The 25,569-nt window shown below is 62.1% G+C and carries 26 protein-coding genes and 1 tRNA gene; 18 read left to right on the top strand and 9 right to left on the bottom strand.

Translation table 11 applies throughout. The features are described 5' to 3' along the window. Positions 1 to 188: 188 nt before the first annotated feature. Both acnA and OHL12_RS15395 read left to right on the top strand, forming a co-directional pair. The gene (gene acnA / locus OHL12_RS15400) at positions 189 to 3,071 is read left to right on the top strand and encodes an aconitate hydratase (protein WP_263414702.1); all 2,883 of its coding nucleotides are present in this window, start codon (positions 189 to 191) and stop codon (positions 3,069 to 3,071) included. 116 nt (positions 3,072 to 3,187) lie between these two features. Next, the gene (locus OHL12_RS15395; RefSeq protein WP_263414701.1) at positions 3,188 to 4,060 is read left to right on the top strand and encodes a Nif3-like dinuclear metal center hexameric protein; all 873 of its coding nucleotides are present in this window, start codon (positions 3,188 to 3,190) and stop codon (positions 4,058 to 4,060) included. 113 nt (positions 4,061 to 4,173) lie between these two features. On the opposite strand, the gene OHL12_RS15390 is transcribed toward OHL12_RS15395, so the two are convergent. Then, the gene (locus tag OHL12_RS15390) at positions 4,174 to 4,806 is read right to left on the bottom strand and encodes a hypothetical protein (protein WP_263414700.1); all 633 of its coding nucleotides are present in this window, start codon (positions 4,804 to 4,806) and stop codon (positions 4,174 to 4,176) included. Positions 4,807 to 4,863: 57 nt separating this feature from the next. On the opposite strand from OHL12_RS15390, the gene OHL12_RS15385 reads away from it, so the two are divergent. From OHL12_RS15385 to OHL12_RS15355, 7 genes are all read left to right on the top strand, one after another. Continuing rightward, complete coding sequence (locus OHL12_RS15385) at positions 4,864 to 5,451, top strand: cupin (protein ID WP_263414699.1); 588 nt, start codon at positions 4,864 to 4,866, stop codon at positions 5,449 to 5,451. 222 nt (positions 5,452 to 5,673) lie between these two features. Continuing rightward, positions 5,674 to 6,747, top strand: a complete 1,074-nt coding sequence (gene prfA / locus OHL12_RS15380) for a peptide chain release factor 1 (RefSeq protein ID WP_263414698.1) — start codon at positions 5,674 to 5,676, stop codon at positions 6,745 to 6,747. A 143-nt stretch (positions 6,748 to 6,890) separates the two neighbouring features. Continuing rightward, complete coding sequence (locus tag OHL12_RS15375; protein WP_263414697.1) at positions 6,891 to 8,147, top strand: GNAT family N-acetyltransferase; 1,257 nt, start codon at positions 6,891 to 6,893, stop codon at positions 8,145 to 8,147. 98 nt (positions 8,148 to 8,245) lie between these two features. After that, positions 8,246 to 8,584: an L-rhamnose mutarotase gene (locus tag OHL12_RS15370; RefSeq protein ID WP_263414696.1), complete on the top strand. Its 339-nt coding sequence runs from the start codon at positions 8,246 to 8,248 to the stop codon at positions 8,582 to 8,584. A gap of 47 nt (positions 8,585 to 8,631) precedes the next feature. Then, on the top strand, positions 8,632 to 10,104 hold the full coding sequence (locus tag OHL12_RS15365; RefSeq protein ID WP_263414695.1) for a lipase maturation factor family protein: 1,473 nt from the start codon (positions 8,632 to 8,634) through the stop codon (positions 10,102 to 10,104). Between the two features lie 71 nt (positions 10,105 to 10,175). Next, positions 10,176 to 10,592: a hypothetical protein gene (locus OHL12_RS15360; protein WP_263414694.1), complete on the top strand. Its 417-nt coding sequence runs from the start codon at positions 10,176 to 10,178 to the stop codon at positions 10,590 to 10,592. Between the two features lie 86 nt (positions 10,593 to 10,678). After that, positions 10,679 to 10,996 (top strand): MarR family winged helix-turn-helix transcriptional regulator, encoded by a 318-nt coding sequence (locus OHL12_RS15355; RefSeq protein WP_263414693.1) that lies wholly within the window; start codon positions 10,679 to 10,681, stop codon positions 10,994 to 10,996. A 15-nt stretch (positions 10,997 to 11,011) separates the two neighbouring features. On the opposite strand, the gene OHL12_RS15350 is transcribed toward OHL12_RS15355, so the two are convergent. Continuing rightward, positions 11,012 to 11,434: a cupin domain-containing protein gene (locus OHL12_RS15350; protein ID WP_263414692.1), complete on the bottom strand. Its 423-nt coding sequence runs from the start codon at positions 11,432 to 11,434 to the stop codon at positions 11,012 to 11,014. Here OHL12_RS15350 and OHL12_RS15345 point away from each other — a divergent pair. Further along, entirely contained in the window at positions 11,433 to 11,561 is a 129-nt protein-coding gene (locus OHL12_RS15345; RefSeq protein WP_263414691.1) for a hypothetical protein, read from the top strand. The two genes, OHL12_RS15350 and OHL12_RS15345, sit on opposite strands and share 2 nt — an antisense overlap. Positions 11,562 to 11,578: 17 nt before the next feature. Further along, positions 11,579 to 11,941 (top strand): hypothetical protein, encoded by a 363-nt coding sequence (locus OHL12_RS15340; protein WP_263414690.1) that lies wholly within the window; start codon positions 11,579 to 11,581, stop codon positions 11,939 to 11,941. 117 nt (positions 11,942 to 12,058) lie between these two features. Here the strand turns inward: OHL12_RS15340 and rpoD are convergent, their stop codons facing one another. Further along, on the bottom strand, positions 12,059 to 13,762 hold the full coding sequence (rpoD, locus tag OHL12_RS15335; protein ID WP_263414689.1) for an RNA polymerase sigma factor RpoD: 1,704 nt from the start codon (positions 13,760 to 13,762) through the stop codon (positions 12,059 to 12,061). A gap of 300 nt (positions 13,763 to 14,062) precedes the next feature. Between rpoD and OHL12_RS15330 the strand changes: the two genes are divergently transcribed. Beyond that, positions 14,063 to 15,592, top strand: coding sequence for an MATE family efflux transporter (locus OHL12_RS15330; RefSeq protein WP_263414688.1), 1,530 nt, complete (start codon positions 14,063 to 14,065; stop codon positions 15,590 to 15,592). A 33-nt stretch (positions 15,593 to 15,625) separates the two neighbouring features. Here the strand turns inward: OHL12_RS15330 and OHL12_RS15325 are convergent, their stop codons facing one another. After that, positions 15,626 to 16,270 carry a Bax inhibitor-1/YccA family protein gene (locus OHL12_RS15325; protein WP_263414687.1) on the bottom strand — a complete coding sequence of 215 codons (645 nt, stop codon included), beginning with the start codon at positions 16,268 to 16,270 and terminating at the stop codon, positions 15,626 to 15,628. Between the two features lie 176 nt (positions 16,271 to 16,446). Here OHL12_RS15325 and OHL12_RS15320 point away from each other — a divergent pair, with 176 nt between their 5' ends. The 5 genes from OHL12_RS15320 to OHL12_RS15300 all read left to right on the top strand — a co-directional run bounded on the left by OHL12_RS15320 (position 16,447) and on the right by OHL12_RS15300 (position 20,280). Then, the gene (locus OHL12_RS15320; RefSeq protein ID WP_263414686.1) at positions 16,447 to 17,667 is read left to right on the top strand and encodes a cupin domain-containing protein; all 1,221 of its coding nucleotides are present in this window, start codon (positions 16,447 to 16,449) and stop codon (positions 17,665 to 17,667) included. A 728-nt stretch (positions 17,668 to 18,395) separates the two neighbouring features. Continuing rightward, the gene (locus OHL12_RS15315) at positions 18,396 to 18,734 is read left to right on the top strand and encodes a hypothetical protein (RefSeq protein WP_263414685.1); all 339 of its coding nucleotides are present in this window, start codon (positions 18,396 to 18,398) and stop codon (positions 18,732 to 18,734) included. Positions 18,735 to 18,759: 25 nt separating this feature from the next. Then, a tRNA-OTHER gene (locus OHL12_RS15310) sits at positions 18,760 to 18,819 on the top strand. A 103-nt stretch (positions 18,820 to 18,922) separates the two neighbouring features. Beyond that, positions 18,923 to 19,348: a hypothetical protein gene (locus OHL12_RS15305; RefSeq protein ID WP_263414684.1), complete on the top strand. Its 426-nt coding sequence runs from the start codon at positions 18,923 to 18,925 to the stop codon at positions 19,346 to 19,348. Continuing rightward, on the top strand, positions 19,306 to 20,280 hold the full coding sequence (locus OHL12_RS15300; protein WP_263414683.1) for a TROVE domain-containing protein: 975 nt from the start codon (positions 19,306 to 19,308) through the stop codon (positions 20,278 to 20,280). The genes OHL12_RS15305 and OHL12_RS15300 overlap by 43 nt, the downstream gene beginning before the upstream one ends. Before the next feature lie 65 nt (positions 20,281 to 20,345). On the opposite strand, the gene OHL12_RS15295 is transcribed toward OHL12_RS15300, so the two are convergent. The 5 genes from OHL12_RS15295 to OHL12_RS15275 form a co-directional block, all read right to left on the bottom strand. Then, a complete protein-coding gene (locus tag OHL12_RS15295; protein ID WP_263414682.1) occupies positions 20,346 to 21,803 on the bottom strand; it encodes an MFS transporter in 1,458 nt (485 codons plus the stop codon). Between the two features lie 16 nt (positions 21,804 to 21,819). Continuing rightward, positions 21,820 to 22,329 carry a DUF421 domain-containing protein gene (locus OHL12_RS15290; RefSeq protein WP_263414681.1) on the bottom strand — a complete coding sequence of 170 codons (510 nt, stop codon included), beginning with the start codon at positions 22,327 to 22,329 and terminating at the stop codon, positions 21,820 to 21,822. Positions 22,330 to 22,331: 2 nt separating this feature from the next. Then, on the bottom strand, positions 22,332 to 22,880 hold the full coding sequence (locus OHL12_RS15285; protein ID WP_263414680.1) for a hypothetical protein: 549 nt from the start codon (positions 22,878 to 22,880) through the stop codon (positions 22,332 to 22,334). A 24-nt stretch (positions 22,881 to 22,904) separates the two neighbouring features. Beyond that, entirely contained in the window at positions 22,905 to 23,384 is a 480-nt protein-coding gene (locus tag OHL12_RS15280; protein WP_263414679.1) for a DUF421 domain-containing protein, read from the bottom strand. 118 nt (positions 23,385 to 23,502) lie between these two features. Continuing rightward, positions 23,503 to 24,174 carry a YceH family protein gene (locus OHL12_RS15275; protein ID WP_263414678.1) on the bottom strand — a complete coding sequence of 224 codons (672 nt, stop codon included), beginning with the start codon at positions 24,172 to 24,174 and terminating at the stop codon, positions 23,503 to 23,505. 54 nt (positions 24,175 to 24,228) lie between these two features. Between OHL12_RS15275 and OHL12_RS15270 the strand changes: the two genes are divergently transcribed. After that, on the top strand, positions 24,229 to 25,554 hold the full coding sequence (locus OHL12_RS15270; protein ID WP_263414677.1) for a flippase: 1,326 nt from the start codon (positions 24,229 to 24,231) through the stop codon (positions 25,552 to 25,554). Positions 25,555 to 25,569: the final 15 nt, after the last annotated feature.

Raw genomic sequence — 25,569 nt, 5'->3', positions numbered from 1 at the left:
GTGGGCGGAGCTACAATAAAGGGATGAATCGCTCCCGCATCAGGTTGAAGCGTTTCCGTCGTGGCAAGCGCGATCGCGGTAAGTTCGCCAGCCGCTAATTCGTCCTGAGACTCTGTTTCCCGACAAGATTTGCCGCGCCCCATGCGCGGCCAACCTGCGTGCAAGAACGCGACCAAGGACAACGCTGCATGAGCATCACCAATACTGTTTCGGCGAACGCGACCCGGACTGAGGCGAACGCCACGTCCAACAGCTTTGACGCAAAGACCACCCTCAACTCTGGCGGCAAGAGCTACACCTACTACCGCCTGGACTCGCTAGCCAACCAAGGCATCGAACTCAGCCGGCTACCGTTCTCCCTGCGCATCCTGCTGGAGAACCTGCTGCGCCGGGAGGACGGCGTCGCCGTAACCGCCGATGACATCCAGTTCCTGGCTCGCTGGCAGCCGCTGGCAGAGCCCAGCCGCGAGATCGCCTACATGCCGGCGCGCGTGCTCATGCAGGACTTCACCGGCGTGCCCGCCATTGTCGACCTGGCCGCCATGCGTGATGCCATGAAGGTGCTGGGCGGTAACCCGGAACGCATCAATCCGCTGCAGCCGGCAGAGCTGGTCATCGACCACTCGGTGCAGGTGGACGAGTATGGTGTGCCCAACGCGTACGACATGAACTCGCTGCTGGAGTTCCAGCGCAACCGTGAGCGCTACGCCTTTTTGAAGTGGGGCCAAACGGCGTTCCGCAACTTCAGCGCGGTACCGCCGGGCATGGGCATTTGTCACCAGGTGAACCTTGAGTACCTGGCGCGGGTCGTCTTTACGCTGGACCAGAATGGCGAGAAGATCGCCTACCCCGACACGCTCGTCGGCACCGATTCGCACACCACCATGGTCAACGGCCTGGGCGTTCTGGGCTGGGGCGTTGGCGGCATTGAAGCCGAGGCCGCCATGCTGGGTCAGTCGGTGTCGATGCTGGTGCCGCAGGTGGTCGGCTTTAAGCTGACCGGCAAGCTCCGTGAGGGCGCCACCGCGACAGACCTGGTGCTCACCGTAACCGAGATGCTGCGCAAGCACGGCGTGGTCGGCAAGTTCGTGGAGTTCTACGGCGCGGGCATCGCCGAGCTGCCGCTGGCCGATCGCGCCACCATCGCGAATATGGCGCCGGAGTACGGCGCAACCTGCGGCATTTTCCCCGTGGACGCGGAGACGCTGAACTACCTGCGCCTGACCGGCCGCCCCGACGACCTGGTGCAACTGACCGAGGACTACTACCGCGCGCAAGGCATGTTCCACACTGCGGAAGCGCCGGAAGCCGAGTACTCGAGCACGCTGTCGCTCGACCTGGCGACAGTGGAGCCGAGCATCGCCGGCCCCAAGCGGCCGCAGGACCGCATCGCTCTGAGCCAGGCGGCGGAGTCCTTTACCAAGGCGCTACCGACTCTGTACGCCAACGCACAGAATGTGAAGGGCGACCGGCAGATCGTTCGCTGGTCGGGTGAAGGCGGTCACGTCTCCGCCGACGGCTCGATCGAGAGCACCGTCGCCGCGCCGGAACCCGGCAAGGACGGCGTTCTGGCCGTCGCCAACGAGCCCATTCCCAGCGTGAAGGCACGCACGGGCGTGGATGTCGATCCGTACCTGCACGACGGTTCCATCGTGATCGCGGCCATCACGTCGTGCACCAACACCAGCAATCCGTACGTGATGGTCGCGGCCGGTCTGCTGGCCAAGAAGGCTGTCGAGAAGGGTCTGCAGACGCCGCCGTGGGTGAAGACTTCACTCGCTCCGGGCAGCCGCGTCGTCACCGACTACTACAACAAGGCCGGCTTGACGCAGTACCTGGACAAGCTGCGCTTCCACACCGTCGGTTACGGCTGCACCACCTGCATCGGCAACTCCGGCGCTCTGCCGACCGACGTCTCAAAGTCGATCGAAGAGCACGGCTTGGTGGCGGTCAGCGTGCTCAGTGGCAATCGCAACTTCGAAGGCCGCATCAACTCCGATGTTCGCGCGAACTACCTGATGAGCCCGCCGCTCGTCGTTGCTTACGCTCTGGCCGGCCGCATCGATTTCGATTTCGATACCGAGCCGCTGGGATACGATCACGCGCGTCAGCCGGTGTACCTGCGCGACATCTGGCCGGCACAGCAGGACGTGAACGAGGCGGTGCACAACAACATCGACGCGACGATGTTCCGCACGCAGTACGCCACCGTCAGCGATGGCGACACCAACTGGCAGAACCTGAAGTTCCCTCTGGGTGACACCTACGGCTGGGAGCCCGACTCCACCTACATTCGCAAGGCGCCTTATTTCGACGGTATGCCCGCAACGCCCGCGCCGGTGGAGGACATCCACGACGCGCGCGTGCTGGCAGTGCTGGGCGATTCCGTGACCACCGATCACATTTCGCCCGCGGGATCGATCAAGCTGAACGGACCGGCCGGCCGCTACCTAACCGAGCACGGTGTGAAGGCGGTCGACTTCAACAGCTACGGCTCACGCCGCGGCAACCACGAGGTCATGGTGCGCGGCACCTTTGCAAACGTGCGCCTGAAGAACAAGCTGGCGCCCGGAACCGAGGGCGGCGTAACGCGCCTGCTGCCTGAGGGCGAGCAGATGTCGATCTACGACGCCAGCGTGAAGTACGCCGAGCGCGGCACGCCGCTCGCCATCCTCGCAGGTAAGGAGTACGGCTCGGGGTCGTCGCGCGACTGGGCCGCTAAGGGTCCACGCCTGCTCGGCATCCGCTTCGTTCTGGCAGAAAGCTACGAGCGCATCCACCGCTCGAACCTGGTTGGCATGGGCATCCTGCCTCTGCAGTTCCAGGCCGGCGAGGATGTGAAGTCACTTTGCCTGACCGGCGAGGAAACCTACAGCGTGCCCGGCCTGAAGGACATGCTGGACTCGAAATTCGCGAACGGCAAGCAGATCACCGTAGAGGCGAAGCGCGCCGACGGTGAAGTGGTCCACATTCCCGCGACCGTGCGTATCGACACGCCGCAGGAGATCCTCTACTACCAGCACGGCGGCATCCTGCAGTATGTGCTGCGCACGCTGGCCGGCAAGGCCTAACCATCAAACCATAGACAAAAGACACAAGGGTCCGGTTCGCCGGACCCTTGTCGTTTTTCCGCATCGCAAAGGTGCCGGCTTGCCCCGCAGCACCTCTACAAGCCAGACTGTTGCGGATGCGATCTTCTTCCCTGCTCCCGTTGCTTCTGCTTGCCTGCGGCCTGCCCGCGCACTCACAACAGGCTCCGCTCACTGCCGAACAGGTGATCGCCCGCATGCGCGAGGCCGCACATGTCTCAATACAACCTGGCACCGTTGACACCATCAAGGCAGGAGATCCCACTACGGTCGTCACCGGGATTGCAACGACGATTTCGCCCACCATGGACGTGCTGCGCAAGGCTGTCGCAGCTGGAGACAACCTGGTCATCACGCACGAGCCGACCTTCTATAACCACCAGGACGCGGACACCCTGTTCGTGAACGACCCGGTGTATCGCGAAAAGCTGCAGTACATTCGCGAGCACAAACTGGTCATCTTCCGCTTTCACGACGGAGCGCACCAGCGCGATCCCGACTTCATCATGGAAGGCTGGGCGCACCAGGCTGGCTGGACAGCAGCGCATCGGGTGCCCGGTGGCCCGCTGCTGTACACCTCCGCGCCGATCACCGTGGGGGACTTGGCGCGCAAACTGGAGGCCGCCACCGGCGCCAAGGTGATGCGCATCGTTGGCGATCCAAACCTGCGCGTAACCAGGATCGCGTACGGACCTGGCTCTCCCGGCGAGGCGCGACAGATCCAGGCGCTAGAACGGGATGACGTTGAGGTACTCGTCGCAGGCGAAATCCCCGAGTGGGAGACGATCTCTTACGTTTGGGATGCGAGCCAGCAAGGAAGGCACAAAGCCATGATCCTGCTGGGGCACTACACGTCGGAAGAGGCGGGGTCCAAGAACCTGGCAGAGTGGCTGCGCACGGTGCTACCGGGTGAGCGCGTTGACTTTATTCCTGCGGGCGAGCCGTACTCCCTTCCGATCGCAACCCGCTAGCGGGCAGACCACAGTGGCAAGCACGCCCTGCTATCGGTCACTTCCGATGCTTAACACTTAGGTGATTGAGCGAGTGTTCGTGCGCTTCGTGCGGAAGCGGAACCGGCCCTGACCTACTGCTCCCGCAATGCCTCGTCGTACACCTTATCCAGGTCGTGGCCAATCTCCCGCTGCGTCTCAATGCTCGCCATCATAGTTCTGATCCCTGCGCTCACCTCTCTCGCGTGGCCGGCCTCCATGCTGTTCGGATCTTCCGTGCCGAGCAAAGCCTCCAGTGCAATGGCCGGCTGCAGTGCACCATTCTGCACTTCCAGGAACTGCTTCTGCAGGGTGTAGGCAGCGGCAAACCGTTCCGCTTCTTCGTAAGGTATGTAACTCAAAGCGCCGGTCGCACTGGCAGTCTGCCAGCTTGCATCGTGCAGGGTGGCGATGCTCATGCCCATGCGGATCGAGCTCAGATTTGTCGCTGTGCCCTTCTCCTTCTGCTTGGAGAACTGCAGCAGGTCCTTGAGGTTACGCTGCTCCTCCGGTACATGCCCCAAGGCCTCTGCCAGATCCTTACGGTTCGCTTCCAGTTCCCGTCGCATCGTTTCAGCCGCCTGGTGCCCCAAATGCACATGGTGCCGCCATTCCACCAAGGACTCCAGGCCCAGAGCGATCAGCAGGCCCACGGTGATGGTGAAGATGTGGAGGAAGAAGTCGCGCACGCCGTGCGGCGCGTGTTCCGGCGGATGCACATCGAGCATGGCAGCAGCTTACCGCGTCCGCCGCGCACCATCGCTGGCGCGCGCATCCAACGGCTTATGCTGAGCCGACGCCGTTTCGCCCGCAACGCCGCTATGGCCTCGGTCGCAGCCGCTGGAGCGACGCACGCCATGTCTGCCGGGACCCCCTCTGCCGAACCGACCCTGCTGCACGAAAACGGGTGGATGCCGAACAATTCAGTACTTCCCGTGCTGCTGTACCGCGGCGTGCTGCAGACTTCCGGAGATGCCGCGAGCGCGTGCGAAACCCTGTTCGGGGCGAACGGCTGGCCGGCACAGTGGCGCAACGGCGTATACACCTTTCACCACTACCATTCCACCGCGCACGAAGTGCTCGGCTTCACTCGTGGCCATGCCCGGCTGGTGCTGGGTGGCGAGGGCGGCCGCGAGTTCGAGATCCGGGCTGGCGATGTGCTTGCGTTGCCGGCCGGTACCGGTCATTGCGAACTCTCCTGCTCGGCAGATTTCCAGGTGATCGGCGCCTACCCGCCCGGCCAGCACTGGGATATCTGCCGCGCTGCACCAGACGCAGCCGCACGCAAGCGGATGGCGTCGCTCCCGTTTCCCGCCTCCGATCCGGTTTCGGGAAGCAGCGGCCCGCTCCTTACGCAGTGGCGACGGACCTGAGAACCGCCGGCGCGCGCATCCCGGCGGCCGCGCTATCATCCAATCAGCAGGATGATGCGCCGTTCCGCAGCCAACTCGTGCTTCCGTCTGAGCACTGCCGCGCTCGACCTGGCGCCTCCGCGGCATTAGCTTCGCCCCTCCGCGTCCCGCTGCGGCCCTGCCGCGCCCTCCCCTACATTCTCTCTGCACCATGCCTGCGCCCGCGCGCGAGGAGTCCGCACCATGTTTGATCGTCTGGAACAGCTCGAAGAACGCTACAAGGAACTTGAAAAAGACCTAGCCGATCCGTCCGTTATTAGCGACCAGCAGCGCTTCCAAAAGACGGCCAAGCAGCACCGCGACATGGAGCCGGTGATCGAGCGCTACCGCGAGTACAAGCAGGTGCAAACCGGCATCGCGGACGCCAAGGTCATGCTGACCGAATCGGATCCGGACATTCGTGCCATGGCGCAGGAGGAGCTGACCGCGCTGGAAGGCCGTCTGCCCGAGATCGAAGAGCAGCTCAAGATCATGCTTCTGCCCAAGGATCCGAACGACGAAAAGAACGTCGTGCTCGAGATCCGCGCCGCGACCGGCGGTGACGAGGCCTCCCTGTTCGCCGCGGAGGTCTTTCGCATGTACCTGCGCTATGCCGAGCTACACCGTTGGAAGGTCGAGATCCTCTCGGAAACCGAGTCCTCGGTGGGCGGCATGAAAGACGTGACGGCGCTGATCGAAGGCGACCGCGTCTACTCTTCACTCAAATACGAGTCCGGCGTGCATCGCGTCCAGCGGGTTCCGGCCACGGAAACACAGGGCCGCGTCCATACCAGCGCCATCACGGTAGCGGTACTGCCCGAAGCAGAAGAGGTAGACGTGAAGGTGGAGCAGAAGGATCTGCGCATCGACACGTTCTGCTCGTCCGGTCCGGGTGGACAGTCGGTCAACACCACCTACTCGGCGATCCGCATCACCCACCTGCCCACGAACACTGTGGTGAGCTGCCAAGACGAGAAGTCGCAGATCAAGAACCGCGAAAAGGCGATGCGCGTTCTGCGTGCGCGCCTCTACGAAGTGGAGATGGAGAAGCAGCACCAGGCTCAGGCCAGCGCCCGCAAGTCGCAGGTAGGCTCGGGTGATCGCTCCGAAAAGATCCGCACCTACAACTTCCCGCAAAATCGGCTCACCGATCACCGTATCGGCCTGACGCTGCACCAGTTGGAGTACGTGATGCAGGGCAAGCTGCAGCCGGTGGTGGACGCCCTGATCGCGCATGACACTGCGGAGAGGCTGAAAGCGGAAGCTACCGCAGCTTGAGCCGAGCGCGCTGAAGGAAGAGAGCTCTTCCTTCAGCGCAAATTCTGTGTAGCTAAATGACAACGCTTTTCACCAGAATGTCTCGAACTGGCACAGTATGACGTTGCTTCATTGCATGTCGGTCGATAAGCTAACCCTGACGGGTGGCTACGTTGAACGGCACGGAGACAACTCATTTCGACACGGACGGCGCTCCTAACAGCCCCGTCCTCTCGCCCAGTGGACTTCGGGCTTTTCGCACATTCCAAACAAGCACGATCGGGCTGGCTGGACGGCTTCGCAACAGCCGAGTGCCCTTCGTCCAGTACGAGCGCAGATCGGCTCCGCAGGAGATGGCGTTCGAGCACCTGGTGGGGCATGAGGAGGTGCTTGCTGCACGGCCTGCCCTGAGTGCGCTTGCTGAGGCAAGCGGCCAGCGGGACTCCGTTGAAGACCTGAGTTACTTCCTGGAGAAACCCGGCCTGATGCGGCGCACGCCGCACCTAGTTCTCATGCGGGATACATCGCGGCAGAGAGGCTCTTCCACTCCGGTGGGAGCTCTACTGATCCATGAGTTCCGGCCGTTTGGTGTTCCCTCCCGTGTCTTTGCCAGCAACGACCGGTCGGGCCGCGGTGTTCTGCTGGGAGCTCCGCAGCAGCGGTTGCGGTTCGCGCTTCGCGCATCCGACCTGCTGTTTCGCAAAGGTGCCAAGATGGTTCTGCTCACCGTTCAGTCTGAGAGTTCACCGAGCATGAGCGGCTGGGGCAGGTCCGTTCCTGGTGTGCGTTGGGCGGTCCGCAACCGTCAGCAACCGTCTCACCTGGACCTGAGCGACACCTACGAAGGAACGCTCGCTCGGCTGGGTCAAAAGACGCGGGCCAACCTGCGGTACTATCGCCGTCGCGCGGAATCGGAGCTGCGTTGCCGCTTTTTGCCGGATTTGAACATCAAGGCGGAGGACCTCGCCGACTTTAATCGGGACTCGAGCTTCCCCCTGCCGGAGCGTGTTCTGCGCTGGCGTCTGGCAGTGCAGTCCAAGCTGCGCTCGCCCTATCTGATGGGACTGCAGGATGGCGATGGCCGCTGGCTCAGCGTCATCGCTGGGCGACGCTACGGCGACTCGACCGAGATCCTTTGGCAATTGAACCGAAGCGGATTGCAGCGCCACTCGATCGTTACGGCGATGCGCAGCTTTCACCTGGAGCATGAGATCGCTCGTGGGACCAAGCGGTTCTACGTGGAAGGCGGCACGAACCACTCGATGCAGCACTCGTTCGAGTCGGCCGCCGCAACGGACATCATCATGATCCGTAACAGGTTGCAGGAGGGTATGCGCGGCTTTGCCAAACGCTACGTGCCGCCCGATAACATCCTGGCCGACATGCTGAACGATCCCACCAATGAGTGGCATTCCAGCTAGAGAGCTTCTGGGTTCGAGCTCGACGCCTGCTCTGCGGCCCTGACTGCCGCCCCGCGGCGGCTGTGTTCTACGAGAGAATGGTTCTCGGAGACCCGAGTATGCAGCGCTTCGTGCTCACGTTACAGCTTCGCCCTGACCCGGCGCTGGCGGAAGAATATGTTCAGCGTCACCGTGAGGTGTGGCCGGGTGTGCTCGAATCTCTGCGCGCCAGCGGCATTGTGAGAAGCGAGATCTTCCGCAACGGCTATCAGCTCTTCATGGTTCTGGATACCACGGATGACTTCAGCTTTGAGCGCAAGGCCGCCATGGATCAAGCCAACCCGACCGTGATGCAGTGGGAGAAAGAGATGGCGAAGTTCCAGCAAGTGGACGACGCCGACACGGACGCCAGCAAACGCTGGGTGCTGCTGGAGAGCGTCTTCCAGTTCAACGCCTAGCGACTGCTCTTCCCTGCTTTGCGTGAACGCATCCAAACCAGCCAGGAATGGCGTTTGCAGACCAGTACGTCGGCCATGTTTCCGTCGCTCGGCTCGTGCTGCAGCGGGGCATGGCGTTGCTGTACCTCCTCGCCTTTCTCACGGTAAAGAACCAGGGCAAGCCGCTGCTGGGCGAGCACGGCTTGTCCCCGATTCCAGCGTTTCTGCAGCGCGTTCGCTTCAGGGACGCGCCGAGCCTGTTTCACTGGCGCTACTCGGACCGGCTGCTCGATGCCGTCGCCTGGACTGGCATTGTTGTAGCGGCTTGCGCGGCACTAGGTTTGACCGAGGCGGGCCCGATCTGGCTTTCCGTCACGGCGTGGCTCCTGCTCTACGTGCTGTATTTGTCGGTGCAGAACGTCGGCCAGCGCTTCTTCGGCTTCGGTTGGGAATCCATGCTGCTGGAGGCCGGCTTCTTCACGGCGTTCCTCGGTCCCACTCACATCCAGCCCAGCGTCATCCCCGTGCTCATCCTCCGCTGGATGCTGTTTCGCACGGAACTGGGCGCGGGCCTGATCAAACTGCGAGGCGACCGCGTCTGGAAAGACTTGACCGCCCTGTACTACCACTACGAAACCCAGCCGCTACCGAACCCGCTGAGCTGGTATTTTCATCGGCTACCCAAGGCCTCGCACCGGTTCGGCGTTATCTTCAGTCACTTCGTCCAGGTGGTGGTGCCGTTCGGTCTCTTCGGGCCTCAACCGGTTGCGGCCATTGCCGCGGCGCTGTGTACGTTTCAGCAGATCTGGCTCATCGTCAGCGGGAACTACTCGTGGCTCAACTGGCTGACAGCCCTACTCGGCATTGCTGGCTTCTCGGACGAAGTCCTGCAACACGTCTTGCCGTTGCACCTCTCCGCAGTTGCGGCTCCGATGCCTCCGGCCTTACATGGATTGCTGTACCTGCTCGCTGTGGCTGTGGCCGCGCTTAGCGTGCAACCGGTACTAAACCTGCTGTCTCGGCAGCAAAAGATGAACTACAGCTACAACCGCTACCACCTGGTGAACAGCTATGGCGCGTTCGGAACCGTTGGCAAGGAGCGGTTTGAGATCGTGCTGGAAGGCACCCGCGACAGCGTGCTGACACCGGCAACACAGTGGCAGGAATATGGCTTCAAAGCCAAGCCGGGCGATGTGTACCGCCGCCCACCGCAGATTGCTCCCTATCACCTGCGGTTGGATTGGATGATCTGGTTTCTGCCGTTCAGTGTGCAGGTGCTGCCTCGCGGCATCTACGTGTCCGGCCACGAACTCTGGTTCGTTCGCCTGATCCAGAAGCTCCTGCGCAACGACGCCTCGACGTTGGGACTCATGGGCCACAACCCGTTTTCCGAAGCTCCCCCTACCCACATCCGCGCGCTCTTCTACTGGTATCGCTACACCGACCCGCAGACGAAGCGCTCGACTGGGGCATGGTGGACCCGCGAGTTGCTCGGCACCTATCTCCCTCCGGTCACACTTCAGCATCTACGCGAATTTTGAAAAATGCAGCTCCTGCTAGTGCCGCCGGTGCTATCCTGCGATCGTTGTAGATGCAACGATTGGAGACGAACATGTTTCGTGCCGCCTTGCTTGCCCTCACGATCCCCGCACTTGCATCCGCGCAAACCTCACCCAATCCAGCCCCAGGGCTTGCGTCCATGGCACAGGGCCCCACTACGAAAGTGCTTGCCATCGGTCATCTCACAGGAGCACCGTCCGCAACACTGCGGGCAACCATGCCCAAGGAGGTGCGCGAAACGGTGCAGCTATACCTGGGCGGGAAAATTGACCAGTGGTATTCACGCAAAGACCAGGCTGGCGTCGTCTTCGTGATGAATGTACCCACAACCGAAGAAGCACACACGCTGCTGGAAGCACTGCCGCTCGGCGTTGCGAGGCAGATGGAATTTCAACTGATTCCGCTAGGACCTCTAAACCCGCTGCGCTTCTTGCTCGACACCGCCGGGTCTGTCGAGCCAGCCAAGTGAACGAGTGTTTATGCGCGCAGACGCGGCGAGCCGCTCGCTTGCTCACGTCTGTGTACGAAGCGGAGCTCGGTCGAGTTGGCCTCACAGTGGCGCAGTTTGAAGTGCTCACGCTGCTGCGCCACCACGAGTGCAACGGCCGGGCAATTGCCCGCATGCTCTCACTGGACACGACAACTGTGTCTCGCAATTTGAAACTGCTGCTGGCGGCCGGCCTTGTCAGATCGCGCCCCGGAAGCAGCGATGCGCGCCAGATCCTGTACTGCCTGTCGTCTTCCGGAGCAGCATTGCTTCGTAAGGCCGAACCTCACTGGGCCACCGCACAGTCGAAGATGGCAGCCCGTCTGAACCGGCCTCTTGCGCAGATGATGCGATCACTCAAGAAGCTGGAGGAGGCTGCCTCCTGAGACAAACGCGCGGGTTCACCCGTAGATTCTCTCCAATGCATTCGTCGCGATAAACGTCTTGGCATCACCGTCGGCTGGGTCGACAAAGGTGACATCGTCAATCGGCCGGCGCGGTGTATCGATTGCGAGCACCACGAAGGGCTCCTCCAGCAGCGCCGGCATGCCATGCACGGTGCGCTTTGGAAAGTAAATCAGCATGCCCGGGCCTACCTCGCGTGGCTCCGCATCGCCGATCTGAAACATAGCTCGGCCCTGCAGGACGTACAGGTATTCGTCGCAGCTCACGTGGAAGTGCAGCGGCACAGGCCGGTAGGTACGGAAGATGCGGCAGCTCGCCGCTTCACGATCGACCAGGCGAAGGTCGCGCAGCATCGTCTCACTGGTGGCTGGCAGAGTTGCCGCCAGCTCCGCGATGTCAAAGATCGTCTCATCAGCCATGGCAGCAGCCTACCGGAAGCGCGTCACCGCAGTGCCGCAATCCATGCCCGGCTGCTTTGGCCGCACGCTCACGGCGCGACTTGGACACGACCTGGACGCCCGCCCCAGGTTCGTTGCGGCATCCTAACAAGGCGAGAGGTTCTTATGAATATTCGTCGCTCCGCAGCAATCCTCGCCCTCAGCACCGTCGCAACCATCGGCTTTGCGCAGTCGCCCAGCACTTCCCAGAGCACCGGCAGCCAGACCGGCTCCAGCATGGACAGCAGCACCGGCACGAACAGCAGCACCACGACGCGGTCCACCCATCGTCGGCACAAGCACTCCACGGGCCAGAACACCACGGGTTCCACCATGAACAACGGAGCGCTACCCGGGAACAGCACATCCAACGGATCGCTCAGCCCGAACAACGGTGCCGCTCCCAATACCACGGCCCTGCCCAGCACAGGAGCAACCGCCACGGGCAATCCCAACAGCACGTCGCAACCTGGAACCCCGCGCCCCTAACGACGGCGGGCCGTTGCAGAACGCAAACAAAAGGCTCACCGGAACCGGTGAGCCTTTCTACTGTAGTCAGCAGTAGGTTGCTGTTCAGGCGCTTGCGCGCCCTGCAACGTCGATTGCCTAGTAGTCGCGAACGCCGTCCACAAACGCCTTCAGCTTGCGGCTGCGGCTGGGGTGACGCAGCTTGCGCAGCGCCTTGGCTTCAATCTGGCGGATGCGCTCGCGCGTCACCTGGAAGCTCTGGCCTACTTCTTCCAGCGTGTGCTCGGAGCCATCTTCCAGGCCGAAGCGCATCTTGATCACGCGCTCCTCGCGCGGGGTCAGCGTGCGCAGCACCTGGCCGGTGTACTCCTTCAGGTTCACGCTGATCACCGCATCCGACGGCGACACCGCCATGCGATCTTCGATGAAGTCACCAAGGTGCGAATCTTCCTCTTCACCGATCGGCGTTTCCAGCGAGATGGGCTCCTGCGCGATCTTGAGAACCTTGCGCACCTTGGCTACCGGGATGTCCATGCGCTTGGCGATCTCTTCGCTCGAGGGCTCGCGGCCAAGCTCCTGCACCAACTGACGGCTGGTGCGGATGAGCTTGTTGATCGTTTCGATCATGTGCACCGGGATGCGGATGGTACGAGCCTGGTCCGCAATGGCGCGCGTGATTGCCTGGCGGATCCACCACGTTGCATACGTGGAGAACTTGTAGCCGCGACGGTACTCGAACTTGTCCACCGCCTTCATCAGGCCGATGTTGCCTTCCTGAATCAGGTCAAGGAACTGCAGGCCGCGGTTCGTGTATTTCTTGGCGATGGAGACCACGAGGCGCAGGTTGGCCTCGATCAGCTCGCGCTTGGCGCGCTCCGCGTCCATGTCGCCCTGCACCATCTCGCGCTGCGTCTGCTTCAGTTCCGCAACCGTGATGCCGGCTTCCTGCTCCAACCGCTCCAGGTCCGTGCGGCAGTTCTTCTGCTGACGCCGGTATTCCTTCTTCAGCTCTTCCGACCGCGATGCATCGAACTTCGCATCCAGCGACTTGATCTGCCGCTCGAGCGTGCGCATGCCTTCCACGGTCTTGTTGACCTTGTCCAGCAGCCGCTTCTTCTCACCGTTGGTGTACTTCAGCTCGCGAACGATGCGGGTGACGTACACCATCTCGCGGCCCACGGTCATGCGAAGCTTGCGCTCTTCCTTCTTGGACTTCGCCTTGCCGCTGTCCAGCTTTTCCTTGGCTTCGAGCGCCTTCTTCTGGTGACCCACGAGCGCGTCAATGCGCTTCACGGTCGCCTTCACGCGCGACGTGACAACCTCTTCGGTCAGCTCTTCCTCGTCGAACGTGACCACTTCCTTCACGTTGCGGACGCCGCGCTTCAGGTCTTCGCCGAGCGCCATGATTTCGCGAATCACGATGGACGAGCGCGAGATCGCCTTCATCACGCGCATCTGTCCGCGCTCAATGCGCTTCGCGATCTCGACTTCGCCCTCGCGGGTCAACAGCGGAACGGTGCCCATCTCGCGCAGGTACATGCGCACGGGGTCGTTCGTCTTTTCCAACTGACCGGGAGTCAGGTCCAGTTCAACGTCGTCGTTGTCCTCGGACTCCTCGCCATATTTGTCTCGGCCGCCACGACCACCGGCCTCTTCGTCTGAATTCAAAACGTCAATGCCCTGGCTGTTGACGGTCATCAACAGGTCGTCCAGGTCATCAGCGCTGGTGATGCCCTCCGGGATCAGGTCATTGACCTCACCATAGGTCAGGTAGCCCTTCTCCTTACCGGAGTCAATCATCCGGTCTACATCTTCTTCGTACTTATCGATCTCGTCAGCCACGGCCTTCGGCTCCACATTTGCTAAAAGTTAGTGCAACAGGACGGAGATACAGGTTCAAACGGACCCGCCGTTCCCACCCGCGAGACACGTAGCCTGTTGCAGTCAATACGTCGTGTGCCAGTTGGCTGGACGAAACTCTGTGCGGCTCTAAGGTCCGCGGCGCAAGGTTAGCGGCCGTGTAAGGACCGAACCATCTGGGCGCATTTCTCCAGCGTTGTGTAGAATAGCACACTTTATAGGACGTTCTCCAAGCCAGAAAGATGCACCCGCCCCGGGAAGCGGCCCGGTACACTCAAGCCCATGAGCCTCAGGCGCCTCCTGCAGATCCTGCTGACCGGTTTCGTCGGCCAGGGGCTGACCGTCCTCACCCAGCTTCTTGTCCCACCCTTTTTCTTCAAGTTCTACCCGTCCGGCATCGAGACCTACGGCGAATGGCTGGCTCTGACCGCTGCCGTCAGCTACCTGAACACCCTGAATTACGGCATCCAGACCTACGCCTCGAACCAGATCACCATCCTGTACAACGGTGGCGACCTCCCTGGCGCCCGCACGATCCAGGCCAGCGCCTTTCGCCTCTTGCTCCTGATCGCGTCCGTTTTCTCGATCGGCGGCCTCATCGTCTTCGTCCTGCCGGTGGCCGGCTGGCTGCGCCTGCACCACGTCACGCCCAGTGCCGCCGCCGTCACGCTGTACCTCATCATTCTCCAGATCAGCGGCAACATGTTCCTTAGCCTTCTTACGAACAGCTACATGGCGGTCGGCCTTCTGCATCGCGGCAACTACATCTCCAGCGCGCAACGCCTGCTGATGATCCTGAGCATGGCGGCCGCGATCTTCTTCCGGGCGTCGTTCCCGGTGCTGGCGGGGCTGCAACTGGCGTCGTACCTGGTGTTCCTGCTCTTCGCCCTGGTCGACCTGCGGCGCATCGCACCCGCGCTGGTGCCCAGCCTTTCTGCCGGATCGTGGAGCACGGTTCGCGCCATCCTGAAGCCCAGCGGACACTTCGGCCTGATCTCCATTGCAGGCTTTCTCACCTGGCAAGGACCGATTCTCGTCATTCAACGCGTAATGGGCCCAGGGACGGTCGCCCTGTTCGGCGTGGTCCGGGTGGTCTTCCAGATGTCGCGCCAATTGCTCAGCATGGCGTCCTCGGTGTTCGCGCAGGACATTACGCTGATGGTCGGTCGCCAGGACTGGCCGCGCCTGCGCCGCCTCTACGACCTTTCCGAACGCCTGGTCCTGTTCCTGATCCCGGTGGTCTCGATCGGCAGCCTGCTGATGTGCCCGCTGCTGTTTACCGTGTGGCTGCACAAGCGGCACCTGTACCAGCCGGAGCTCTGCTTCCTGATGGCGCTCGTCTCCGCGGTGCTCGGCCTGAAGGAGCACAAGACGCAGTTCCAGTCCTCGTCCAACGAACACGAGGAGCTCTCGACTTTCATCCTCATCGGCTATTCGGTCATGCTCGCGGTCGCTGTGCCGGTGATGCACCGTTTCGGCCTGCCAGGGTTCATCGTCACCTGGCTCACGTGGGAGATCATCCAGACCGCCGGCGTTGTCCGCCTGAACACACGCCTCTTTCCCGTCGAATACCAGTTCGGCAAGGGCCTGCTGTGGCGCTTCTGTGGATTCATCGTGGTTGCTTTTGCCGCGGTGGCCTGGCCGGCCCTGCGCGAGGCGCACTGGTCGCTGCCGGTGGGTGTGGCGGCGGCCGTCGGCACATCGCTTCTGCTGGCTGCGGCCGCCTGGCCCACGTTTCAGATGGGCGAACTCGTCCAGATCCTGCGCGAGCGCATCCAGCGTCGGCGCCTGCAAACAGCAGAGCCGGTCTAGGCAGACCGGCTCTTTGCTCGTTGTCGCTGGACGTTAGTCACGGCGACGTCCGCCCATCAACTGCAGCACGGCCAAAAAGATGTTGATGCCGTCCAGATAAATGGTCAGCGCCAGCACCGTGGCACGCTGGCCGTTGCCACCCGCCCGGATGCGCGCAAAGTCAGCCACCGTCAACAGGGTGAACACTACCAGCGTGAGCCAGCTATATGTGTCCGGCGACATGAGGTGGAAAAACATGCTGGCGATGCCGGCCAGAATGAGCACCAGCAGCCCGGCCATGCCGACGCCCGCGATGCGGCGGTAGTCGATGGTGAACAGGTAAGCGATGCAGCCCATTGCGGCCATGCCCAGGGCCGTCGTCGCAGCCGCCTGGAAGACCACCGCCGGCCCAATCGTAGCCACGTAGCGGTGGATCAGCGGACCGATCTCCCAGCCCATGAAGTAGCCGAGCAGCAGAAACATGCCAAGCGCCGCCACAGGGCTCGCTTTCTTGGCAAGCTGGATCGCAAAAACCAGCGCCAGCACGGTGATGAAGCCGATGAACATGCCCCACGGTGGCGCCGTGGCCACACCCACCGCCGTGGCGAGAAAGCCGAGCGAGGTGATGCCAAGTACCTTCCCCAACAGCGAGGACGTCCGCTCGGTGGCGCCCTCCAGGACCATGGGATAACCGTTCATGCGTTGCGTATTCACGCGGAAACCAACCTTCCGAGGCCGTGCTTTACCTGCCCCAACCCTTACTCTATTTGACTCTAATTTTCGGATTCCGGTGCGCGCATACGGCAGGTGGCGCGTCACACCACGGCCCGCGCATCCTACTCTCTGGCCCGCACCGGCCAGCCGCAGGAGACGCAGTGACCTCACGCCGTGACTTTCTCGCCAGCAGCGCGACCGCTGCCGCCGCAATCACCACCGCCATGGGCCAAACCGCGCAAAACACCAGAGAAGCCGACCGGGACCACTCCAGCAGCAACCCGGGCCAGTCGAACACCGGCCTTGTCGCTCTCAACCCGAACAGCAACATGCCGCCACCGACCGATCACGGGGCCGTTCCGCCAATCTGGTACAGCTTTGACCTGACGCACCGTCGCGTACAGGAGGGCGGCTGGACTCACGAAGTGACCGAGCGCGATCTGCCCGACTCAAAAGAGATCGCCGGCGTCAACATGCGGCTGACCAAGGGCAGCTACCGCGAGCTGCACTGGCACGTGGCCGACGAGTGGGCCATCATGCTCAAGGGCAACGCCCGCGTCACCGTGCTCAGCCCCGACGGCAGCATGTTCATTGACGACGTGGCCGAGGGCGACCTGTGGCTCTTCCCTGCCGGCTACCCGCACTCCATACAGGGCACCGGCGACGACGGCTGCGAGTTCCTGCTTGTCTTCAATCAGGGCTCGTTTTCTGAAGAGAGCACGTTCCTGATCAGCGACTGGCTGAAGCACACGCCTCCGGATGTCCTCCAGAAGAATTTCAAGCTCGACGCCGCCGCAATCAGCAAGCTGCCGAAGGGCGAACCGCTCTACATCTTTCCCAGCGACCCGCCACACCAGACACTGGCGCAGGACCGCGCCGAGTCCGCTTCGCACGCGCCCGCTTCGAAGCAGGTGTTTACCTTCCGGCCTTCGCAGATGAAGCCGACCAAGGAGAGCGAGAACGGTCATCTGCGCGTGATCGACTCGCACAACTTTCCCGCTTCGACCAAGATCGCAGCAGGCCTGGTCACCCTCAAGCCCGGCGGCCTACGCGAACTGCACTGGCATCCCAGCGGCAGCGAGTGGCAGTTCTGGATCGCCGGCCAGGGACGCATGACCGTCTTCAACGCCAAGGAAGCCGCGCGCACCATGGACTTTCACGCCAACGACGTCGGCTACGTTCCCTCGATGGCCGGCCACTACATCGAGAACACGGGTACCACCGACCTCGTCTACCTAGAGATGTTTGCGACCGGCAAGTACAGCGAGGTTTCTCTCAACCAGTGGCTCCGCGCGCTGCCAGCACAGGTAGCTATGGCGCACACGAATCTCTCCGCCGAAGATCTCGCAAGGATCCCTAGGGAGGCAAACGCGATCCTGTAAGCCGCGCTCGCCTAAGTTACATCCCCTCTTACACCGAAAATATTTGAGTTATGTCTACTTTCTCCTTGCGCTCTGCCTGACGCGCATGAGATAGTCACACCTGCGTAGGAGAAGCCCGATGTTAATCACAACGCACAACACGATGCGTAGGTCCCCGGAAGCGTTTAGCTTTTGTGGCGATCGCCGGGCCATGCTCCTGGGTTGGTTCCCCACCTGCAAGTAACATCGCACCGGGTCCTACGCACTCCCTAAGCATTGCAGCAATCGATTCTTCGCCGGGTGGCGAAGCACGCGGGTACTTCGACTGTCCCTCGATCCCTGTTGGGATTCCGTGTGCGCTCATTCCCCTGGCAAAGCAGTACCTATCGCGTGGCGATAGGTACGGGCTACTTTTTCGGTCGGCCTGCACAGATCTCCGGAGCTGTGCAGGTTGGGTTCGAGTCCCAGTTACGCCCGGACCGCTAGTTCCCGCTATAGGTGCGCTAACTCGGCGCGTGGCTTTCGTAACGCGCCGAGATAGCAGAGTTACGCGCTGCAATAAGTCGAGCGGTGGCAGTAGAGGACGATTTCATCGCCTAGGACGCGGGTTGTCGCAGGTTCGAATCCTGCCGCGACACCGTGCCGCGTAGCTCAGTGGATAGAGCACCGTCCGTCGTTCTCGCTTGTTCCCCGGCCAGCTTTATGGCCCAGACTCTGGACGATGCGCCAGTAGAAAGAGAGACCTTGCCATGGGCAAGCTCAACATGAAAGGTGCGACTCCCATCGGGTCCGTCGCCCTGTGCAGCACTTGCACCTGTGGACTCATCCTCTCCGGCTTTCGCGAAAGCGAGCAGGTGATGATCTGCACGCGGGTGGAACCCAATCTCCTGCTGCCGTTCCCGGTACATGAGTGCACCGGCTACTACGACAAGAATCGCCCGTCGTGGCAGCAGATGCAGAAGCTGGCGATCCGCGTGGAGGACCGCCCGGCGAAGAATGCAGGCTTCAAGGCCGGCCTGGGCTTCGCTGAAACCGCGATCAGCGTCGCCGTTTCCGACGATGAGGACGATGACGATAACGAAGACTAACTTCTGCGCCGGTGGTGAAGAGAACGGCTTCATCTGGGAGAGCGCCGTCGCAAGACGGAGGTAGCAGGTTCGATCCCTGCCCGTGGCAATCGTCATGGTAGCTATGCCGTACTCGCCTGTTCCCCGGCGATCCACCCGCCCTCGCGGCGGATCAACAACCGCCACTTCTCGAAAGGAGGAGGTGTCCAATGAAGTTGAATGTATTGAACCTTAGCCGGCTGGTCCCCTTCCAGCCACGTCCCGCGACTCCTCGCACTCACGAGGGAGCGCCCGCTGTTGTCCTCTCGCCGTATCAGGCGCTGCGGCGCTCGGTCATGGCATGCATGCTGTGGGAGGGTGAGTTCTACGAGAGTGGCGTAACCATTGCAAGCCGGATTCGAGAGCTGGTGCCGCAGGTTGATGCTGTCTCCGTGGCGGATCTGGCTGTCGAAGCGCGCACCCGCATGCATCTGCGTCACGCACCGCTGCTGCTGGTGCGCGAGATGGCTCGTTACAGCACTCATCGCGCCCTGGTCGCACGGACGCTTGCCCGCGTTATCCAGCGTGCAGACGAACTCACGGATTCGTTGCCATGTACTGGAGCGAGGGTCGGGTTCCGCTGTCTGCGCAGGTGAAGAAGGGGCTTGCCTCTGCTTTCACCCGCTTCGACGAGTACGCGCTGGCCAAGTACGACCGTGCCGGCAGCGTGCGCTTGCGCGACGTGCTCTTCCTCTGCCACGCCAAGCCCGTCGATGACGCGCAGGCGCAGCTCTGGAAGCGTCTCGTCGCGGGCGAACTCGCCACGCCCGATACCTGGGAAGTAGCGCTCTCGTCCGGTGGAGACAAGCGTGCGCACTGGGAACGTCTGCTCGCCGAGCGCAAGCTGGGCGCCCTGGCACTGTTGCGCAACCTGCGAAACATGCAGGCGGCGAATGTGCCGGAGACCGCGATCGTCGACGGCCTGAACACGATGCGGACGGACCGCGTTCTGCCCTTCCGCTATCTTGCCGCGGCTCGCCATGCGCCAAGGTTGGAGGGTGCTCTGGAGCGGGCGATGTTCCGCTCGCTCGCGGAGGCGCAGCCCCTGACCGGCCACACGGTCGTTCTGGTGGACGTCTCGGGATCGATGGTGTCCCCGCTGTCTGGACGGTCGGAGATGCTGCGCACCGACGAGGCGTATGGTCTGGCCATGCTGCTGCGGGAGGTCGCGGGGTCGGTGAGCCTCTACACCTTCTCCAACGGCCTGCAGTATGTGCCGGCGCGTCGCGGCTTCGCCCTGCGTGACGCCATGGAGGTCAGTCAGCAGCATGCGGGAACGCATCTCGGTTCGGCGCTCCGCAGTGTTCGCGAGCGATGTGACCGCATTGTGGTCATCACGGACGAGCAGTCGGCGGATCCGGTTCCGGCGCCGTCAGGCCGCGGCTACATGATCAACGTCGCGTCTGCGAAGCACGGCGTCGGATACGGTGAGTGGAACCACATCGACGGCTTCTCAGAGGCCGTTCTTGACTACATTCGCGAACTCGAGGAGGAGGCAGAGATGCCAGTACTCGATTCGGTCGAATGAAAGAGTGTACCGCCTGCTGTGGGCGGTACGCTCTCCTTTCAAGCGTCGCTTTAGAACTCACCACGTCAGCGACTCGACATCGGCTTGGACACATTTTCGAGCGACTGCCCTGCTGCCTCGATGCCCCACTTCCATTCGAACGCTGCGCCCAGCAGCATCAGGAAGGCTCCCAGCGCCCACCCGCTCGAAACCGCCCAGTGCGAGCCGGTCTTGATCAGGGCACCGAACAGAATGGGCGCGCCGACACCACCGATCAGCGTTCCGATGGAATAGAACAGCGCGATGGCAAAGGCGCGAATCTCCAGCGGGAAGATTTCGCTGACGGTGAGGTAAGCCGCACTCGCCGCACTGGAAGCCACGAAGAAGATGATCGTAAACATGATGCCGAGGCCACGGGTCCCAATGGTGCCCATGCCAAACGGAATCAGGGTGCCGATCAGGAGGCATCCTGCGATGGCGTAGGTAGCGATGATCATCGGCTTGCGGCCCAGCTTGTCGAACAGCTTGCCGAGCAGCACAGGACCAAAGAAGCTACCGATCGCAAACGGCAGCAGGTGCAGCGGCAGGTCGTTGTCGCTCACGTGAAAGAACCGCTTCACGACAAGACCGTATGTGAAGAAGACTGCGTTGAAGAAGAACGCCTGCGCGGCCATCAACACCAGCGAGAGAACGGAGCGCATGCGATTCTCACCGCTCATGTTCTTCAGGATTTCGCCGAGCGGCGTGTGATCGCTGACGGCAAGCTTCAGCTTGTCGCCCTCGATCGGTGGCAGGCTGTCGGGTTTGCCCTTGCTGACCTTGCCTTCGATCTCGCTTGTGATCTTGTCGGCCTCGTCTTCCCGGCCGCGCAGCATCAGCCAGCGCGGACTCTCGGGCACGCCAAGCCGCAGCAGCAACACCGCCACGCCAAGCACCGCTCCGATAGCGAACGCCCAACGCCAGCCCACCGTCTGCATGTGCGGGCTGCCGTGCAACAGACCATAGGTCGCAAGGGAGCCGATGCTTGCGCCGACCCAGAAGTTCGCGTTCACGATCAGGTCCACGGTGCCGCGCACCTTGCCAGGAATCAACTCGTCGACCGCGGAATTAATGGCGGCGTACTCGCCACCCACACCGAAGCCGACCAGGAACCGCGAGATGCAAAAGCTGACCATACCGTGCGACAGGGCGCTGCCCAGCGTGGCCACTGAGTACGTGGCAAGCGTGATCAGAAACAGCTTGCGCCGGCCGAACCGGTCGGTAAGCACACCAAAGAACAAGGCGCCCATGACCGCGCCGATCAGGTAAATGGTCGCCGTAAACGCAAACTGCGATTCGCTCAGGCTCAGGCCCTGCTTGCCCTGCAGAATGCCCGACAACGATCCCGCCAGCGTGACCTGCAGACCATCGAGCAGCCAGGAGGTGCTCAGCGCGATGAGGATGCGAACATGCCAACTCGACCACGGCAGCCGGTCCAGCCGATGCGGCAAATCTGTTTCTATCGTTCGTTCCTGCGCCTCTTGCGTCTGCGTCGCTGCTGCCATACTCACCGCCTCTTAGTTACGTGTCTTGCTTCTGCATTCCCTGCTGGCCACCGGCCTGTGCCTGGTCCCCGCCCCCACCTTCCTCTTTTTCCTTCTTGATGATCGAGATACCGCCGTTGCGCTCCAGAATGGCGTAGTCGATCTGATCGAAGCTCTTCAGTCCGTTCAAACGAGCAGATGCCATGATGTCTTCCGGCGCCAGGTTCATGCCTTCCATGACACGCTTCTGCAACACTCCCTTTCGTACTAGCACCAGGGGCGAACCCACCAGGACGATGCTGAACTTGGGATACCGGAGCCGCAGACCACTCACAATGCGGTGCAGCCCACCAACGGCCAGAACGGCACAGCAGCAATTCGTCATGCTGCGGTCGTTGCCCACCGTGCTCAGGATGATCACGCCGCCCATCAGGAAGACGATCACGAACTCGAACAACGTCATCTGCGCGCCAGGCCGCCGCGTCAGCACGCGTACGACCAGCGTCAACACAAAGTATCCGATCACCGCATGAATGATGGTTGCCATGGCTAAGGCACCACGACCACACGGCTACCCGTGGCAGCCATGCCGGGCACTTGCAGTGTGAAGGGATGAACGCCCGGAAACGAGGGCTGCAACTCCAACTGCACCGTCAACGGATCTCGTCCCTGCGTCGGAAAGTCGTACAGGATGCCACCGTCGCCGATGACTGAGTGCTCTGGCTGAGGGATCACGCGCGATGCACCCAGATCCTTGACGATGCTGTTGCTTACAAACAACTGCACATTGCCATTGTGTACGGCGGACTGATCGAACTGGATCGAGAAGACCGACGGCGTCATCGCGCGCTCAACGCGCTCGTACTTCACATGCATGCCGCTGTCGGGATTCTTCAACTCCGCTTTGGACAGCCAGCCGCGGCCAAACACACCTAGCACGTCTGCCAGCAAGATGAGCGAGAAGATCACCCAGACGATCCGTTCAAACGTCCACCAACGTTCCTGAAAGCTCAGGTCTTCGCCAACCGCGATGGCGTTGTCGACCTTTGGCACTTCCTCCCCGGAGACCGGGTCAAACAGCTTCTTCGAATCCGCCACGCACGACCGCCTTGTTTCCGCTGGTTACTGGTTCTGATCTTCCGCTGGCAAAATGCTCATCTCGCCATTCCGCTCAAGCGTTACTGTGCCCATCTCGTCAAAGGTCTTCAGGCCCTGGTCTCGTCCCATGGCCATTACGTCGGAGTACGAGATCCGCATCTTGCGCATGGTGCGCGAGCGCCAGTGTCCGCCTTCCATCAGGATCAATGGAGTGCCGTCCAGAAAGCGCGACACACGCGACGACCTCATGCGAATCCAGACCAGGGCGTAATGCGCCACGGAAATGGCGATGATCTGGCACACGGCGTTGGCCAGCGACATCTCATTGGCCACGATGCCGGTCAGCATCAGGCCGCCCAAAAAGAAGATCAGCACAAACTCAAACGGAGTAAGCTGCTTTCCGGGACGCCGCCCCACAATGCGGACCACGAGCACCAGAAAGTAATAGCCAAAGATCGCGCGCAACACCGACCCTAGTGCAACCACGGCCAACCTCCTGGGCATCAGCTGATTTCGCTACAGACACAGAGCGAATCGCTTCCATGGAGGTTTTACGCAGAAAACCAATCGGCAGCATTTGGCGTCCGGACGGGGTTTACGGCAGACCTCTGCGTAGTCCGCATCACTCGTTCGGCTGAGCGACTCCAAGCGCGTCTTCCAGATGCCGCACCCGCTCTGTCAGCAGGGCGACAACCTCCTCCAACGCACACAACCGGTCCGTTCCGCTGCTGGACGCGGCTGGCGTCTCTGCGGATGAGGCATTGCTCGCGGCTGGATTGGGCGCATCGGATTCCGTCAACAGGTGAACGAAGCGCGACTCTCGAGACCCGGGCTGCCTCGGCAGCATGCGCACCAGGGGTTCAGTCCGCTGCGTGCTCTCCTCGCCGGCGCTGCTCATTCGTTGCAGGGCAGCGTTCACCTGGGCGACGTCCTCGAACTCAAACAGGCGTTCGGCGCGCCCCCGCAACTCGCCGGGTGTCTGCGGCCCGCGCAGCAGCAACAGGCACAGCAGGGCGGTTTCGTCGCGCCGCAGGTGCAGCACGGTACGCGCGCGATTCTCATACCGCTCTACGCGCGACCCATGATCGGCTCGCACCAGCTCCATGCCTTCCAGCGATCGCAGGGCCGTCTCCACCTCGCGCTCGCTCAACTGCATCACGGGATCGCGGGAGCTCTTCTGATTGCACGCCGCGACCAGCGCGTTCAGCCACAGCGGATAGTACTCCGGCGTCGTGATTTCCTTTTCCATCAGCGCGCCCAGTACGCGCGCCTCCACCGCCGAAATCTGCAACATGCCCAAAGCATACGGCCCGACCTTGATGGCTGGCTTGCACGGTACACTGGGCACGTGCCGTTGCCCTTGCAGCGGACGCAAACTGATCCCGTCCAGGACCACGTGCGCCAACCCGGCCGATCCCATCGCAAGAAGCTGCTGACCAACACTCTTTGGCTGTACTCGCTGCAGGGCCTCAATTACCTGCTGCCGATGCTCGTTCTGCCCTACCTGATACGCGTGCTCGGCGTGGGCAACTACGGTCTTATCGCGCTTGCCCAAGCCTTTGCGCAGTACTTCACCATCTTCACGGATTACGGCTTCAACCTGTCCGCAACCAAGCGCATCGCCATTGCCAAGGGTGACGACGACACAACCGTGCGGCAGACCTTCTGGGGCGTTCTGCTGATTAAAGCAACGCTGCTGATAGCCGGCTTTGCTCTGTTGCTCGGAATCACCTTCGCCATCCCCGCCATGGCAGCCGCGCGTACCGCGTACCTGGTGGCCTATCTTTCCGTGTTGGGCAACGTGCTCTTTCCGGTCTGGTACTTCCAGGGCATCGAGAAGATGAAGAACATCTCGATCATCACCGGGGTCAGCAAAATGCTGACCGTGGGCGCAGTCTTCTTCCTGGTGCACGGGCCGGCGGACACGATCCTTGCGCTTGCGCTGCAATCGTCGGCGCCTCTGCTGGCGGGCGTGGCGGGCTTCGCGGTCGCGGTCCGGTCCAACTGGAAGGGCGCGGCGCTGCCTGCCTTTGCAGATCTGCGGCTGCTCCTGCGCGAGGGCTGGCATCTCTTTCTGTCCACTGCCGCGGTGACGCTTTACACCAACACCAACGTGTTCCTTGTCGGCATGCTCGGTGGCGTCACGGAGGCAGGCTACTTCAGCGCGGCGGAGAAGATTATCCGCGCCGCCCAAGGCATGCTCATTCCGCTCACCCAGGTGCTGTTTCCGCACGTCAACACGCTTGTGAAAGAGTCGCCGGAACGCGCGGTGCGCTTCGTTCGCAAGAGCCTGCTGACCATTGCCGTGCCTACGTTTGCGGGCTCGCTCGCCATTCTTTTATGTTCGCCGCTGCTGTCGCGCCTCGCCTTCGGCTTCAGCAATGCCACCACCAACAGCACGCTTCGCTGGACCGCGTTTATCCCTTTCCTGGTCGCGATCAGCAGCACCCTGGGCATCCAGACGATGGTGGTGTTCGGCCATGAGAAAGCATTCAGCCGAATTCTGGTGACGGCTGGCGTGTTCAACGTGGCATTTGCGTGGGTGCTCATCCGGCGCATGGGCGCGCCCGGCGCGGGTGCGGCGGTACTGGCGACGGAGACCTTCATCGTGCTCGCCATGCTGTGGTATCTGCGTCGCATCGGCATCCACCTGCTCGACCGTCGTCCGGCGTAGAACGGCGGTAGCGGC

The sequence above is a fragment of the Terriglobus aquaticus genome (genome assembly GCF_025685415.1).
Lineage (GTDB): Bacteria > Acidobacteriota > Terriglobia > Terriglobales > Acidobacteriaceae > Terriglobus > Terriglobus aquaticus.
Note: the sequence above shows the minus strand (reverse complement) of the source record. Positions and strands in the feature narration are given on the sequence as shown.